Source organism: Rhodococcus sp. IEGM 1406, from assembly GCF_030056745.1.
In the GTDB taxonomy this organism is placed as follows: domain Bacteria; phylum Actinomycetota; class Actinomycetes; order Mycobacteriales; family Mycobacteriaceae; genus Rhodococcus_F; species Rhodococcus_F erythropolis.
On record NZ_JASHKO010000003.1, the window covers coordinates 581,141 to 596,286 of the forward strand.

A 15,146-nucleotide genomic window follows, 5' to 3' on the forward strand; every position below is an offset into this window, starting at 1 on the left:
CGCAACTCCGGCGAACTCGATGCGATCTCGAACAGCACCGCCGCCGGAGTCCGCGAATCCGCAGCCTCGAGAGCACGCCTCGAAGGCTGAACGGGCTGTCCGAGATTCGGTACCGCAGCTGTAACCGTGGTGGCCGACGCGAACAGTTGCACCCCCGCATACAAATTCCGAACAGCCGGTGAGACTGTGAGAGCGAGAGCAACCAGAACCACCAGCACCGCCATGGCGAGATCGAATATCCATGCACTGTAATATATTTCGCCATACATGGCCGACTGCACCACGAGACGAGCGATCATCAGGACGAGCAAGCCGACACAGACTCCAAGACCAACCTCGCGTGACGGGCGAGGGTCGAGCGAAGAATACCGAAGCGACAGTGATCTGACTCCGACGACGGCAAGAATCCCGAAGAGTATCGCGAGAACAGCGAGCACCAACGCATCTCCCCACGGCACGATGCCAAATTGCGTTGCTGCCATTGCGATCTGAGAGAATCCAACACCGAAGCTCCACACCGCGATCAACAGCATGCCGTTTCGTGCCGCTGCGAGCCAGACGTATCCGGGGTGCGTCCCGTCGCCGACGGATGCAACACCGAATGGAATGAATGTAATTGCAGCTGCGGCAATCAAGAACGTGATGCCGTAGTACGGACTAGCCGTGACCGTGTGGAACAGCTCGACACTTGTGCCCTCGCTGATCGAGTGGAGTAATCCGGCTGCGAGGAGAGCGATGCCGAGCGCGGCGATGGTGAGGCGCCAGGACGCAAACCGTCTGGCGAGACCGACTGCCGCAACAACCACCACGACGATCGGAACGGCCGACGACACGAAGAGAACGATCAGGCTCTCGAATGTCTGCGGCCCGTCGTAATATCGGTAGCGACTGGCGGAGACCAGGATGTAGATCAGCGCGAGTAGCGCCGAGGCCACTGACGACCCCCAAGCCACAAACACAAGCGGCTTCACCAACGCCAACCATCGCGGCGCGGTTCGAGGGTCGATGCGAATTTCGGCCGCTCGCGGTTGAGCTGCGAGCAGGGCGCCGGCAAGCCCGAACCACGCTCCAGCGCCGACCCCGTTGCCGGTGAAAACACTCGAGCTCTCACTGAATCGGAACATTCCACGAATGACGTCGTAGACGACAAGACCCACGACAGTGGCAATGAGGGGTCCGTTGGCCACCAGACGCAGCACACGTATCTGCCCGACATTCCAATTCGGCCCGAGCATTCCGAGTCGCGCCACGTACGGCAGAGACAGGGACACCAGTGACAGCAGTGTCGGCAAAACCAGAAGCACCACAAGAGCACTCGAACCGACGCGGGTTATTGCGACGGTCGCACTCCACGGCAAGAAGAACGACACGCACAGTAGTACCGCGGCTGTCCCGTCGCGGGTGTAGTCACCGATCCGAATATCCTCGAACGCAGATCGCGCCGGTGAATAGCCCTGCGCCGGTGGGTACACGCCGTGTGGCTGGGGCAAACCGTCTATTGATGGTTCGCTGTGTTGACGCGAGTTGTCTTCGGTCATTCGCCAAGCTCCTCAGATGTGGGAAGTGCGCCGAACGGCTCAGGCACTATCGCCGATATTTGGTGGTCCCCGACGAATCGCGATCGTTGCTGACGATCTTGGCGAAGCATTGATCGTTGGCAATCCGCTTCGAATCGCACCACCCGTTTGCCGCATCCGCATCCGCAAACGTCAAGCCTGCGACGGTTATCCACCAACCCCGGAGATCGAAGGTCCGCCATTCGTCACTCCAGAGCAGACGCACCTCCGGATACATGAGACGAAGTTCGAGATGCTGTCGCAGGATCTGGGCAGCAGTCCAATGCACCTGAGCGCCATTGATATCCGCCGCATCGAGTCCGACCCGCTTGGAGGAGATCTGAGCCACCCACCTGTTCGCGAGGTCACCGATCACAAAGGGGCGATCGGCGTCGGCCTGAGCCCGGAGGGCGTCAAGACTCGCAGATTCGACGTCGCCCGTTGTCGGCTGCGCGCTACGTGTGGGTCGGATCGGCGTATTGGTGTCACTTCGCGATGCCGGCCCGGATGTCAGGCTGGTATCACTCGTCCCCTCGTCCTCGCATTCGACGAGTTGAGCACCTGACGCTCTCGAATTGGTCAGACTCGAAGACTCACCGAGAGTGTTCGGCAGCCTCCAGAAGCTACCGAGGTCGTACAGGAACTCGCGCTGGATCGAGTTCGTCGTGTTCGTCCCATCGGTTCGGGGAAGATAGATCGGCGCATCGGAGAAGTCGAACACCGCCGATGCAACGCTGTGGCCGGTGTCGGTGATCGACACACGAAGCGCGTCGGTGGAGACGATGTCTCCGCCGGGACATGATGCTTTCATTTCCATTAGAACGACGAGACCCTCTGCCTGCGTGCGGTATTCAACCGGCGTCAGGGTCGGTGTCCGTCCGCATTTCGTGACGTACTCGTTGCCTCCGTCGAATTCAGGGACAGCGGGCAGCCTGCCCGGTGTCCCTGACGGTCCGCCGGTCGGTGGGTAGTAGAGGAATTCGTCATTGGAGATCGAGGCGAGTCCGTCGTGGGCCTTCGACCAAGACCAGTGGTTGGTGTGGGAATCGAGTGACCAGCTGATGGAGCCGTCGTCGAGTTCAACGGCTAGTACCCTGCCGTCGTTAGGATGGACGAGAATTCGCTCACCGTCCGAGACCGAGTAAGAGAAGTAGTCGCCGATCTTGGTCGACCACAACTGTTCCCCGGTGTCGATTCGGTAGGCCGAGAGCGTGTCCGAGTCGTTGCCCAACACGATGTCGCCGACGATCCGGCGTAGCGAGAAGTGGTCTCCGCCGATGACCGACCACAACTCGGTGCCGTCGTTCATGTCGTAGGCACCGTGCGAGCCGATGTACGGACGAGAGTTCGATGCCGAGACAAGCCACGGTGCTGCCGGTGCGTCTTCGTCAACTCTAAATCTCTCGGCACCGTCACGGTCGGACACGATGCTGGAGTATCCGTCCGACGGAAATGGCATCGCGCAGAGGACGCCGGCAAAACCTTGTCCTGGAAGTGCCTCGTAGCCACCCAGATTCGGATTCGAAAGCAGTGCGCCATCGACCGCGTTGAGCGCCGTAGATCCGATGCTCGAGTAATAGACGATGCCGTCCACGATCTCGAACGAATGCGAATCGCCGGATCCGACGCAGTCGGTTTCCGGTGGAGTTGTCGTTGTCCACGCCGCGTCGAGATCGTTAGGCGTACCGCGCGAAATCACCAGCCCGGACTGGCTACCGCCGACAGTGAAGACCGCTCCGTCGGAAACCTCGACCAAGGTGGCTGTATCGGTGTCGACACTCGAACGAATCGCCCCCGAGTCGAGCGAGAAGGAAATGACCCGAGCTGTTCCACCAGGGTTCCTGACGACACAAGGTAGGGCTGCATCGATCGCGGCGGTCGCACACGACACCGTGCCGGCGACCGGCGTTTGCCATCGAATGGATCCGCTCTCGGCGTCGACTGCTACAAGTTGGGACTGCTGGCCCTGCTGTGGACCGACCGTAGTGATCAGAGTCTGTCCCACGTCGATGAATCTCGCCGTTCCATAGCTCGCACCGAGCGAATCCGGCCACAGAAATCTTCCGCCCGGCAGAACCTCGTCAACGTCCAACGACCACCCTGGCGTCGGCTGCGTGGGGTAAGTGTTGACCAGCTGGCCTGCCACCGGTCCATCGGTGTCTCCCGACCGGAGAATCGTGACAACGGTGACGGCGCCTGCGGCGAGGGCCGCGACGGCGGTAAGGGATGCAACGGCAAGAATCCATCCTCGGCCACGAGATCGAGAGGGCGGAGGATGTCCGGCAACCGGAGCCTGCGGTGGTGAAGGCGGGGGTGGTGGTGGAGGTGGGGGAGGTGGGGGCGGGGGCGGCAACGTCATCGGTTGTGTCTCCCTCTGTCGATCATTCGTCCGCTAGGCAAAGCACTACGACAGGACTCTCTTTGCGAACCCAATCGGCGGTACACGAAGATGTGGACGTGCCGCGGCTGACTACCCGGTGAGTGGCGCTGCTCGAGCTGCATGAGACCGGACTGACGTATGTCTCGCTGGTCCCGTCGCCCTTGTCTGCCCCGAGCCTTCGTACGATGCAGTCACCTACCGAGGCATTGGCGATGACCGACGCCGTGTCGCTTCCGCTGTACGTCGGCGCCACCGTCCGGGATGTGGTGGTCGCATACGTCGGATAAGTCGTACTCGACGATTCAGATGTGTAGTAGAGAGAAGACGCGCTGTCGTAGTCGTCGAACGCGCGGGTGACTGCATTGGCAATGAGAAACATCCACACAATCGACAGCACCAGAAGCGCGGTGAAGATGTAGCCGATGACCAGACCGGCGATTGCAAGTCCTCGCCCCTGCTCACCGGTTCGTTTGATCTGCGCCAGCGAAATGTGGCCGAGCACAATGCCGACCGGCGCCAGCACGAGCGCCCCGACCAGGGCGGCAATTGCGAGGCCGTTCGTGGTCGGAGGTTGGTACAGAACGCCCTGCGGTTGGGCACTCCAGTACTGCTGCTCCCCACCAGGCGGGGGCGGTGGTGGCGGTGGCGGTGGCGGTGGTGGCGGAAGGGTCACCGAATAAGCCGTCGATAGCGCATTCCGTGAATCTAGCGACGCCTCGGAGACCTGTCTGTCGTCCGTTCGGCGGACTGATGCAGAGGTTGCCGAAATGTGAAGAGTTCTAACCGGCGAGCGGGCTCAGCCGCCGTAGACCTCGGGGTCCAGGGTGCCGATGTACGGCAGATCGCGGTACCGCTCGGCGTAGTCGAGGCCGTAACCGACGACGAACTCGTTGGGGATGTCGAAGCCCACGTCGCGGACGTCGACGTCGATCTTGACGGCGTCCGGCTTGCGGAGCAGGGTGACGACCTCGAGCGAAGCGGGATTACGCGTCTTGAGGTTGCGCATCAACCACGACAACGTCAGGCCCGAGTCGATGATGTCCTCGACGATCAGCACGTGGCGACCGGCGATGTCCTTGTCGAGGTCCTTGAGGATGCGGACGACGCCCGAAGACGAGGTCGAGGATCCGTAGGAGCTCACCGCCATGAATTCCATCTGCGACGGGATCGGCAGGGCGCGGGCGAAGTCGGTCATGAAGAAGACCGCTCCCTTGAGGACGCCGATCAGCAGGAGATCCCCTTCGGGGGCGCCTGCCGGGTAACGCTTGGCGATTTCCTCAGCCAGTTCCGCCGTTCGTGCACGGATCTGTTCTTCGGAGATCAGTACCGATGCGATGTCGCCCTCGTACACGCGTCAAACCCTTCGTCGGTCTTCGAATCCGAGGATCAGCCTGCCACGTCGCCGGGCCGCCACCAACCTCGCCTCCGGTGTTCCGCCCCCGATCGCGACGCCGCCTTGCCCCCGCCAGTCGATCACCAGGGCGTCGACTGCCCGTAACTGTTTGTCCGTCAATGCTTTTGCGCCGCCCTGCAGCAGCCAGGCCCGCAGAGCGCGTCGGCGGATTGCGGTGGGCGCTTCGGCAAGTGTGTCCACTTCCACTTCCCCGTCGACAACAGTCCGTAGAAGTAGTGCCTCGGCGTACTCGTCGAGCGCCTCGCCGTCCTCACGCAACTGCGTCGCGGTTCGGGCCAACGCCTCGGCAACTCCCCCGCCGAGAATTTCTTCGAGCAGCGGCAACGCCTCGTGCCGCAGACGCACGCGAGTGAACTCGGGATTGTTGTTGTGCGGGTCCTCCCACGGCGTGATGCCCAGGTCGACGCAGGCCGCCCTGGTCACCGACCGACGGATGCCGAGTAGCGGCCGTCCCCAGGGGGCGTCGAATGCAGCCATACCCTGAATCGATCGCCCACCGGACCCGCGGGACAGTCCGAGAAGGACGGTCTCTGCTTGATCGTCGAGCGTGTGTCCGAGTAGAACCGGGAGGTCAGTCCTGGCGTCGCGCAGAGCGCTGTACCGAGCCTCACGCGCGGCGGCTTCGAGACTCCCACCTTCGGCTACGTCGACGGTCAGCACCGTCGCGGTCCGGCAACCCAGCGCCAGCGCCTGGTCTGCGGCCGAGCTCGCGACGGCATCAGAACCATCTTGTAACCGATGGTCCACGATCAATGCGTCGACAGAATCGGTTTCCGCCACGGCTGCTGCGGTCAGCGCCAACGAATCGGCTCCCCCGGACAGGGCGACGACCACCCGGCGCCGTGGCTCGAATGCGACCGTCCACGCCCGCACGGCCTGTCGCAGCGCCAGGAGGGCAGGCGTCTCAGGCAGCAGCATCTAGCCGAGAACGCGCTTTACCCACGCGTCGGGATTGTCGATCTCGTCGAGCAACGGCAAGGTCTCGGGCCCGGCCCAGATGGTGTTGAACTGCTCCATACCGACCTTGAGAACTACCGCGTCGACGAAGGCCTTGCCACGCACGTACTGCGCCATCTTGGCGTCCATGCCGAGAAGCATCTTGATGATCCGCTGCACGGGGTTGGACTTGCGTTGCCGACGCTTGTCGAAGGCCGCGCGGATAGTTGCCACCGACGGCACCACGGCGGGGCCGACGGCGTCCATCACGTGGTCTGCATGCCCTTCGAGGAGGGTGCCGAGTACGAGCATCCGATCCAGCGCGTCACGCTGAGGTTCTGCCTGCGAAGCACGCAGCAGGCCGATGATCCCGCCCGCCGTCGCACCGTCACTGGAGTCGGGTTCCTTCCGCGAGCGCAACTCTGCAGCAAGGCGCCCGACAACGTCGGTCATCGACTCGTCCACCGTCGCACCAAGCGTTTCGACGGATTCCTTCATGTACTCCGCTAGCCACGGCGAGGACGAGAACTGAACCCGGTGAGTGACCTCGTGCAGGCAGACCCACAACCGGAAGTCACTCGGGTTCAGCCGAAGGGACCGTTCGACGGAGACGATGTTCGGTGTGACCAGAAGCAGGGTGCCGTGCTCGCCGGTGAACGGGTCGTACTGCCCGAGGATCGCCGAAGACAGGTACGCCAGCATGGCGCCGGCCTGCAAGCCCGCCGGCTTTCCGACGATGAGATTGCCACTGCCGTCAGGGTCGGCGCCGGTGAGATGCGCCATCGACCGCGAGGCTGCCGTGATCCACCCGGCCCGGTCAAGCACGTCAGCGGCCGGGACCGGTAGACCGTCGGCCAAACCGGTCACTTCACGAACCGGCAGTTCGGCACGCTTGGACGCTTCGGCGAGTTCTGCGGTTGCCGTCTCGGCCGTGTAGCGAGACATCGCGGGGCCGCCGCGCGCCAGTTTTATCCCGGCTTTGGCGGCAAGACTCCAGTCGACGGCACCACCGAGCGGAGCCGAGGCTTCATCATCTTGTGGAGTCTTTTCGGCCACTATTGGCACCCGCAATTCCTCAATGCTCCGGCAATCGCGTCCAGGGCAGGACGGCTCACTTCTGGCGGCCGGTCATTGGACATCAGTGCGAAGGTGAGCACTCGCCCGTTCTGATCGACCACGAACCCTGACAACGCGCTGGCCGTCGAGAGAGTTCCCGTCTTGGCCCGTACCCAACCCGCACCGGTTCGGTTTCCGGACGCGTAGCGGTCGGACAAACTTCCTGTTCCGCCGGCCACCGGAAGGTAGTCCAGCAGCGGACGCAGTTTCGGATCACCGTCACCGGCCGCCGCCGTCATGACGCGATCGAGTACCTGAGCGGGAATGAGATCGTCGACGGAAAGTCCGCTGGAATCGTGCAGCGAAACTCCGGTGTAGTCGAACCCGGCGGCCTGCAAGGTCTTGCCGGTCGCGTCGACGGCTCCGGTGAACGAGGCTTCGATTCCGGAGGCAATCGCGACCTCACGCCCGATGGTCTCGGCGAGCACGTTGTCGGAATGTTCCATCATCTGCAGCAGTCGGTCGCTCAGCGGTGCCGACTGCACGGTGGCGATCGGCTTGGCACCGGCAGGCGCCGCGCCGAGACTCACGTTGGCGGGATCGACACCGAGGGCCTGAGCGAGCACCTTGCCCGCGTCCAACGCGGGCGTTTCCGAACGCGGCGACTCGTCTTGAGTGCCGTCGTACCGACCGCCTTCGATCATCACCGATTCGATCGGGGTGATGTAACCGGCCGCGATGTCAGCGGGGAACCACCCGGTGGCCATGTTGTCGCCCTTGAACAAGCTCGAGTCCACCACGACGCTGGTTACCGGCGTACCGGCAGCCTTGATCTGGTCGACGAGATCCGCGATGTGCGCTGCGTTGGCGTAGTACCCGCTCTGCCCCTTCGGCGTCGCCGTCAGCGTCGGGTCACCGCCGCCGACCAGAACGACCTGCCCGGGGCTCGCTCCGGGGACCACCGTCGTGGCCAGCCGGTGGTCGAGCGGCAGCTTCAGCAGTGCCGCCGATGCGGTCAGCACCTTCGTCGTGGACGCAGGCGTCATCGGCGTCGACGGGTCTGCGCTCCACAGAATGTTTCCGGTGAGCGCATCAGCGACTACTCCGGTGAACTTCCCCAGATCCGGGTTGGCCACGGCCGGGCCGATCGCCGCTGCGATTCCCGACGCGCTCGGGATCGGTGCGTCCGTCGGGACGGGCACCACCTGAGGTGACGGCGTCACGAGCGCAGGCTGCGGCGACGTAGTCACGGTCGCGCTGCCGGCTGTGTCGTTCGACGTACCGAGTTTCACGACGACAACTCCGGCGACGGCCAGTACAACCACTGCACCGACCGCCAGAAGGATGCGGAAGTTACGCCGTCGACTCTCTTCCAACGAGCCGATCTTCTTCTTTCCTTGGCCCGCCAACGCCCCTCCGTCTGTGCTCTGCCTACTGGGTGGTCAGGCAACCTTATCCTTGACCCGATATCCTTCCGACGAATCATTACCGACACGACAGCGAGGAATCGGCGTGGAGTTCGACGTCACCATCGAGATCCCCAAGGGTCAGCGCAACAAGTACGAGGTCGACCACGTAACCGGTCGCGTCAAACTCGATCGCTACCTCTACACAGCTTTCGGCTACCCGGCCGACTACGGCTTCATCGAAAACACCCTGGGTGAGGACGGCGATCCGCTCGACGCCATGGTCCTGCTCCCCGAGTCGGTCTTCCCCGGCGTCATCGTCGAGGCTCGCGCAGTCGCGATGTTCAAGATGGTCGACGAGGCCGGCGGAGACGACAAGGTCCTCTGCGTTCCGGCCGGCGACCCCCGCTGGGATCACATCCAGGATCTGGGTGACATCTCACAGTTCGAGCTCGATGCGATCAAGCACTTCTTCGTCCACTACAAGGACCTCGAGCCGAACAAGCACGTCGAGGCAGCCAACTGGGTCGGCCGCGCCGAGGCAGAGGCCGAGATCGAGGCTTCGATCAAGCGTCTCGCTGCCAACGGCGGTCACTGAGCTCGAGTTCTCAGGCCTTACGAAAATCCCCGCACATCGGAAGATGTGCGGGGATTTTTGTGTGCTGTTTTTACTCACCCTTGCAGTTTCTACTCACCCTTGCAGTTTCTACTCACCCTGGAAGACTGGCGGGCGCTTCTGGAAGACGGCGGTGATGGCCTCGGTCAGATCCTGCGACGGCAGGAACGCCGCGTTCCAGGCTGCGACGTAGCGAAGGCTGTCGTTCACGCTCGCGCTGCGGGTGTGATCGAGCACGTCCTTGATCCCGTGGACCACGAGCGGCGGATTGAGCGCAATCTCCTTGGCGGTCGCGCGCGCCGCGGCCAGTACCGCGTCGGCATCTTCGAAAACGTCGTTGACGAGACCGATCTTCTCGGCGCGCGCTGCGTCGATGTCCTTGCCGGTCAGAGCCAATTCACGCAGGTGTCCGTCACCGATGATCGCGGGCAGACGCGCGAGGCTGCCCATGTCTGCGACGATCGCGACCTTGACCTCGCGGATGCTGAACTTGGCATCGGCACTTGCGTAGCGGATGTCCGCCGCCGTGATGAGGTCGACGCCGCCGCCGATGCACCAGCCCTGCACAGCTGCGACGACGGGCTTGCGGCAATCTGCGACGGCATTGATGCCCGACTGCATGCGCTTGATCATGTCGTGGAACTTGGTGCGCGGGCCTGCCTGAGCCTTGTCCGCGAGGACGGCACCGAATTCACCGCTCATCGCCGGCAGGTCCAGGCCGAACGAGAAGTGCTTGCCGGAACCGGCGATGACGATTGCACGCACCTCGGGATCGGCGTCGAGGTCGGCGAAGATTTCGGGGAGTTCATTCCAGAAATCCGGCCCCATCGCGTTGCCCTTGCTCGGCCCGATCAGCGTCACCTGGGCGATGTTGTCTTCGCGCTCGACGGTGAACGCATTCCAGCTCTTCTGTTCAGTCATTACTCAAGAGTAACTAAAGGTCGGGCTCAGCCGAAGACCGCTGCCTTCATCCGAAGATTCCTGCCTCGTCAAGTACCAGTACGACGAGGGTGACGGCCATCAGGGCGAACATGATGAGCATCGCCATCCTGGCCGCCCGCTCACTCGTGGGCGGGAAAACGCGCTGCGCCGGATGCTCTGCCACGTACTCGGACAAGGACATGGTCCTGGCACGTGAGCGTGTCGGATTCTGTACCGCTGCTGTTGTAGCCATGTCGGTGATCCTTTCAACTACGCAATCTCAGTCAGGTACCCCAAAGGTGAAGTACCCGACTGAGTTCGACTTCTCCAATGTAGACCCGCAGACCGAAGAAGTCAGCGTGAGTTTCGTGCGAATTACCTGAGAGTTAGTCCACACAGGGAATGCCGCCATTCGCGTCCGCTCGGATAGGTGATCCCTGTGCTCCCGTGTCGGGAACTGTGCCGGCGGATACCGAGGAGTCCGACTGCGCCGGCGCGGCCGAGAACACGGTCTGCGCATTGTCCTCACCGATCAGTACAGACACTGATTCGGCCGCTGCCTGCTCGTTCGGCACTGCGGCCACGCCCAACTGCTCGGCCAGCGCCTCTGCGACGGCTTTGGCGCCGGCTCCATAGCTGACCACCGACTTTGCCGTCGGAGCTGCAGTGCTCACCTCTCCGACTTCGACTCCCGACGCTTTCATCGCCGCTGCCAACGCGGCGCCCAACCCGTCCGTCGCGGTTCCGTTGCGGATGTCCACAACTTCGTTCCCGGTCGAGATCGCGGTGTCCATCGCAGGTGCAGATGCCGAGTCACCTCCCGCGAAGATCCGCGACACTTCACTACGCAGACGCGCCGGATCGACCATGTTGACGTCCTGGCCGTCGACGGTCTCGTATCCCTCGATGGGCAGGGTGTAGAAGTCGATGTTCCCACCCGCGAGAGCGCTTGCCTGAGAAGCGAATCGGACGGGATCCATGGCGGAATCGATCACCACGTCCTTCTTCACCACGTCGGCCAGTGCCGTCATCTTCGGAATGTTTCCGATGACGCCGGAGCCCTTCAAGTTGGCGATCACCGCGCTGATGAAAGCCTGCTGCCGGTGGGTGCGATCCAAGTCCCCGTTGTCCAGGCCGTGGCGTTGACGGACAAACGAAAGTGCCTGTGACGCATCGAGAGTCTGAACCCCCGCCGGGAAGTTGGCGCCCGAGAAGTCATCCTGAACCGGATTGTTGAGGCACACCTGAACAGGGCCGATAGCCGAGACGACGTCATAGAAGCCCATCAGGTTCACTTCGGCAAAGTGATCGATCGGAACCTTGAGCAGATTCTGCACGGTGGTCAGTGTCGACCGCCGACCGACTTCACGCGCTTGCTGTTCTCGTGCAGCAGGATCCGTCACACCGTCCGCTACGAGTTTGGCGTCCGCATCAGCCTTCGCCATTCCGTAGGCTTCCTTGATCTTGGCCATTCCATAGCCGGGTACAGAGACGTAATCGTCGCGTGGAATCGCCACTGCACTGGCCTTGCCACCATCGCCCGGAACATGGAGCAGGATAAGCGTGTTCGTGTTGTACCCACCCACATCGCTATCCCCTGCGTGCAACTTGTCGGTGACGAACTCTGCCGGCAGGTCACTGCCGTCCATCGCCTTGCGACTGTCGAGACCGATCAACAAGATGTTGGTATCCCCGTCGAGAGAACTGCCGGCGTCGTCACCGAGGGCGGAGAGCGCATCCGACCGGTACAGCCCCGACGTCAGATCCGACTGCACGTACCACCCGATTCCGACGCCCACCAGAATCGTCGTCGACAGGGACGCCGCCGCCAGCTTGCGCCCTACCGAGAGCGTCGACCGCTGCGGTTGACGCCTACGCCTGTGCCTGGTTGCCGAGTGTCGAGGTCGCGGTTCCACGGCCGACACGCTATCGACCGTTCCTGAGTAGAACCTGTCGATACCGGACACAGCTGGTCATTCGCTGAAAGAACGCTGAGAATGAAGTCCGAATTGGGCAAATCTGCTCTAGGCTCCGCCCTGTGGACCGCCGACGCTTCCTCAGCGCCCTCGCAGCAGCAACTCTGACCGGAACCGCCGCAGTGACCATGGGAACCGCTTGTTCGTCACGTTCCGTCGGGACGGCGGTCGCCGCAGCCGACGAGCCAGCAGACCCCGCCGCTGTTCCGAATCTCCCGCCTGCCTTGCTGCCGCCTCCACCGCCGTCTGCCCGGGTGCCGCTGCCCGCCGGCGGATCGTTGACCGCCCTGCCCGGCGGCGGGGATCTGTTGGCCCTGACGGTTGACGACGGGGCCAGCTCCGAAGTCGTGCGCCTCTACACACAGTTCGCAAAAGACACCGGCATCCGTTTGACGTACTTCGTCAACGGGCAATACAACTCGTGGACCGAAAACGCCGGACTTCTCAGACCTCTTGTCGAGAGCGGACAAATTCAGCTCGGCAATCACACCTACTCGCACCCGGATCTGACGTCAGTGTCGAAGCAGCAGATCGCCGACGAGCTGACGAAGAACGGCACGTTCCTGCGCAACACCTACGGCGTGGACGCGGCGCCGTACTTTCGGCCGCCGTACGGAAGGCACAACGCGACAGTCGATTCCGTGGCCGCGAGCGTCGGCTACACCGTGCCCACCCTCTGGTACGGGTCGCTGTCGGATTCTTCGTTGATCACCGAGGAGTACATCCTGCAGATGGCGAACCAGTACTTCAATCCGGGGGCCATAGTGATCGGACACCTCAACTATCTGCCGGTGACCCACGTGTATCCGCAACTGGTGGACATCATCCGAAGCCGGAACCTGCGGACGGTCACGCTCAACGATGTCTATCTGAAGCCGTGACGCCGTGGTGACCGCAGCCGACAACGAGGTTCCGGCCGACAACACGGCTCCGTCTGTGAAACAACGCACCGAGGCCTGGCTGCTCGCGGACATCACCGAGGAACCAGCCGGACATCTGGGGCCACACCGGATGGCGCCGAAGAAGGAGAAGCGCCACCCGTGGTGGAAGGTGATGTGCCTGACGGGTGTCGATTACTTCTCCACTCTCGGTTACCAACCCGGTATCGCGGCACTGGCGGCCGGCACGTTGGCTCCCATCGCGACAGTCGTGTTGATTCTGCTGACGCTGTTCGGTGCGCTCCCGGTCTACCGGCGAGTGGCTCGCGAGAGCCCGCATGGCGAGGGTTCGATCGCCATGCTCGAGAAGTTGCTGCCCAAGTGGCGCGGCAAGATCTTCGTTCTCGTGCTTCTCGGCTTCGCGGCCACCGATTTCCTCATCACTATGACGCTCTCGGCTGCCGATGCCACGGCGCACCTCGTCGAGAATCCTTTTGCTCCAACCTTTCTCTCCGGACACACCGTCGCCGTCACCCTGGTTCTGCTCGCGCTCCTCGCTGCGGTATTCCTCCGCGGATTCACCGAAGCGATCGGTATCGCGGTCGGATTGGTCGCCGTCTACCTCGCCTTGAACGTGGTGGTCATCTCCGTAGGTTTGTGGCACATCGCGACCGCGCCGTCGTTGGTCACCGACTGGACGCGCGCCATGACCACCGAGCACGGAAACCCGGCGATGATGATCCTGATCGCGCTGATCGTCTTCCCGAAGTTGGCGCTCGGCTTGTCCGGCTTCGAAACCGGGGTCGCGGTCATGCCGCAGATCAAGGGCGAGCCGCACGACACGGAACAGAATCCACGTGGCCGCATCAAAGGTGCGCGGCGCCTGCTCACCACGGCGGCGCTGATCATGAGCGGATTCCTGCTGACGTCGAGCCTGGTCACCACCATCCTGATCCCAGAAAACGAGTTCCAGCCCGGAGGCGCTGCCAACGGTCGCGCGCTTGCCTTCCTCGCGCACGACTATCTGGGTGAGATCTTCGGAACTGTCTACGATCTCAGCACGATCCTGATCCTCTGGTTTGCCGGTGCGTCGGCAATGGCAGGGTTGCTCAATCTTGTTCCGAGGTATCTCCCCCGCTACGGCATGGCGCCGTCGTGGGCCCGCGCCGTGCGTCCGCTGGTCCTCGTGTTCAGCGTCATCGCCATCACTGTCACGATCTACTTCGACGCCGGTGTCGACGCTCAGAGTTCCGCGTACGCAACCGGTGTCCTCGTGCTCATCTCGTCGGCGACCGTCGCCGTTGCACTGTCCGCTCGTAAGCACGGTCAGCGAAAACTGTTCGTGGGGTTCAGCTTTGTTGCAGTTTTGTTCGTCTACACGACGATCGCGAACATCTTCGAACGTCCAGACGGTGTGAAAGTGGCGTCGTTTTTCATCGCCGCGATCATGGTGGTGTCCTTCCTTTCCCGGATCTCGCGAGCCTTCGAACTACGGGCAACCTCTGTCGAATTCGACGAGACTGCACTGCGATTCATCGCCGAGGCAGCCGAGAAGGGTTACCTCGCGATGGTGGCGCACGACGTCGATCGTCTCGACGAGGACGAGTATCGGCAGAAGGAATCGCAGCAGCGCGCCGAAAGCAACATCCCGGAGGCGGAGTCGATCATCTTCATCGAGGTCAACGTCACGGACTCCTCCGAATTCAGCACCGACCTCCTCGTCCACGGCCGACAGCGCGGTGAGCACCGGATCCTCTGGGTCGACAGCCCTGCCGTCCCCAACACCATTGCGGCGGTTCTCCTGCGGACGAGAGACATCACCGGCGTGATTCCCGACGTCTACTTCGAGTGGACCGAGGGAAACCCGATCATGTACCTGCTCCGCTTCCTGTTCATCGGCGAGGGCGAAACCGCTCCCGTGACCCGTGAGGTTCTCCGCCGAGCCGAACCCGACCAGTCCCGACGGCCACACGTCCACGTCGGTTGACGCGGCAAACGACGAGCAGA

General features: G+C 62.8%; 13 protein-coding genes. 3 read left to right on the forward strand and 10 right to left on the reverse strand.

The genetic code is table 11. The features are described from left to right. From QM596_RS18380 to dacB, 7 genes are all read right to left on the reverse strand, one after another. Window positions 1–1,538: DUF7937 domain-containing protein (locus QM596_RS18380; RefSeq protein WP_283309613.1), on the reverse strand; the 1,538-nt coding region annotated here is incomplete at its 3' end. Between the two features lie 46 nt (window positions 1,539–1,584). After that, window positions 1,585–3,915, reverse strand: coding sequence for an outer membrane protein assembly factor BamB family protein (locus QM596_RS18385; RefSeq protein ID WP_283309614.1), 2,331 nt, complete (start codon window positions 3,913–3,915; stop codon window positions 1,585–1,587). Between the two features lie 22 nt (window positions 3,916–3,937). After that, window positions 3,938–4,609: a DUF4190 domain-containing protein gene (locus QM596_RS18390; RefSeq protein WP_283309615.1), complete on the reverse strand. Its 672-nt coding sequence runs from the start codon at window positions 4,607–4,609 to the stop codon at window positions 3,938–3,940. Window positions 4,610–4,732: 123 nt separating this feature from the next. Continuing rightward, window positions 4,733–5,287, reverse strand: a complete 555-nt coding sequence (gene hpt, locus QM596_RS18395; protein ID WP_019746778.1) for a hypoxanthine phosphoribosyltransferase — start codon at window positions 5,285–5,287, stop codon at window positions 4,733–4,735. A 3-nt stretch (window positions 5,288–5,290) separates the two neighbouring features. Beyond that, window positions 5,291–6,268 carry a tRNA lysidine(34) synthetase TilS gene (gene tilS / locus QM596_RS18400; RefSeq protein ID WP_030534815.1) on the reverse strand — a complete coding sequence of 326 codons (978 nt, stop codon included), beginning with the start codon at window positions 6,266–6,268 and terminating at the stop codon, window positions 5,291–5,293. Then, a complete protein-coding gene (locus QM596_RS18405) occupies window positions 6,269–7,342 on the reverse strand; it encodes an Rv3626c family coenzyme F420 biosynthesis-associated protein (RefSeq protein WP_003941120.1) in 1,074 nt (357 codons plus the stop codon). Continuing rightward, the gene (gene dacB / locus QM596_RS18410) at window positions 7,342–8,751 is read right to left on the reverse strand and encodes a D-alanyl-D-alanine carboxypeptidase/D-alanyl-D-alanine endopeptidase (RefSeq protein WP_029254401.1); all 1,410 of its coding nucleotides are present in this window, start codon (window positions 8,749–8,751) and stop codon (window positions 7,342–7,344) included. The genes QM596_RS18405 and dacB overlap by 1 nt, the downstream gene beginning before the upstream one ends. 103 nt (window positions 8,752–8,854) lie before the next feature. On the opposite strand from dacB, the gene QM596_RS18415 reads away from it, so the two are divergent. Next, window positions 8,855–9,346: an inorganic diphosphatase gene (locus QM596_RS18415; protein ID WP_003941181.1), complete on the forward strand. Its 492-nt coding sequence runs from the start codon at window positions 8,855–8,857 to the stop codon at window positions 9,344–9,346. Window positions 9,347–9,454: 108 nt separating this feature from the next. Here the strand turns inward: QM596_RS18415 and QM596_RS18420 are convergent, their stop codons facing one another. From QM596_RS18420 to QM596_RS18430, 3 genes are all read right to left on the reverse strand, one after another. Beyond that, window positions 9,455–10,285, reverse strand: a complete 831-nt coding sequence (locus tag QM596_RS18420) for a crotonase/enoyl-CoA hydratase family protein (RefSeq protein ID WP_021333819.1) — start codon at window positions 10,283–10,285, stop codon at window positions 9,455–9,457. A 46-nt stretch (window positions 10,286–10,331) separates the two neighbouring features. Next, complete coding sequence (locus QM596_RS18425; RefSeq protein WP_124568973.1) at window positions 10,332–10,538, reverse strand: hypothetical protein; 207 nt, start codon at window positions 10,536–10,538, stop codon at window positions 10,332–10,334. Window positions 10,539–10,671: 133 nt separating this feature from the next. After that, the gene (locus QM596_RS18430; protein ID WP_283309616.1) at window positions 10,672–12,201 is read right to left on the reverse strand and encodes an LCP family protein; all 1,530 of its coding nucleotides are present in this window, start codon (window positions 12,199–12,201) and stop codon (window positions 10,672–10,674) included. A gap of 122 nt (window positions 12,202–12,323) precedes the next feature. Between QM596_RS18430 and QM596_RS18435 the strand changes: the two genes are divergently transcribed. Then, on the forward strand, window positions 12,324–13,142 hold the full coding sequence (locus QM596_RS18435) for a polysaccharide deacetylase family protein (RefSeq protein WP_020968335.1): 819 nt from the start codon (window positions 12,324–12,326) through the stop codon (window positions 13,140–13,142). Between the two features lie 4 nt (window positions 13,143–13,146). Further along, entirely contained in the window at window positions 13,147–15,126 is a 1,980-nt protein-coding gene (locus tag QM596_RS18440; protein WP_283309617.1) for an amino acid permease, read from the forward strand. Window positions 15,127–15,146: the final 20 nt, after the last annotated feature.

Excerpts from the sequence above, each read along its gene's own strand:
- QM596_RS18420 (WP_021333819.1), bottom strand. The coding sequence starts at position 10,285 with ATGACTGAACAGAAGAGCTGGAATGCGTTCACCGTCGAGCGCGAAGAC.
- QM596_RS18385 (WP_283309614.1), bottom strand. The coding sequence starts at position 3,915 with ATGACGTTGCCGCCCCCGCCCCCACCTCCCCCACCTCCACCACCACCC.
- QM596_RS18425 (WP_124568973.1), bottom strand. The coding sequence starts at position 10,538 with ATGGCTACAACAGCAGCGGTACAGAATCCGACACGCTCACGTGCCAGG.
- tilS (WP_030534815.1), bottom strand. The coding sequence starts at position 6,268 with ATGCTGCTGCCTGAGACGCCTGCCCTCCTGGCGCTGCGACAGGCCGTG.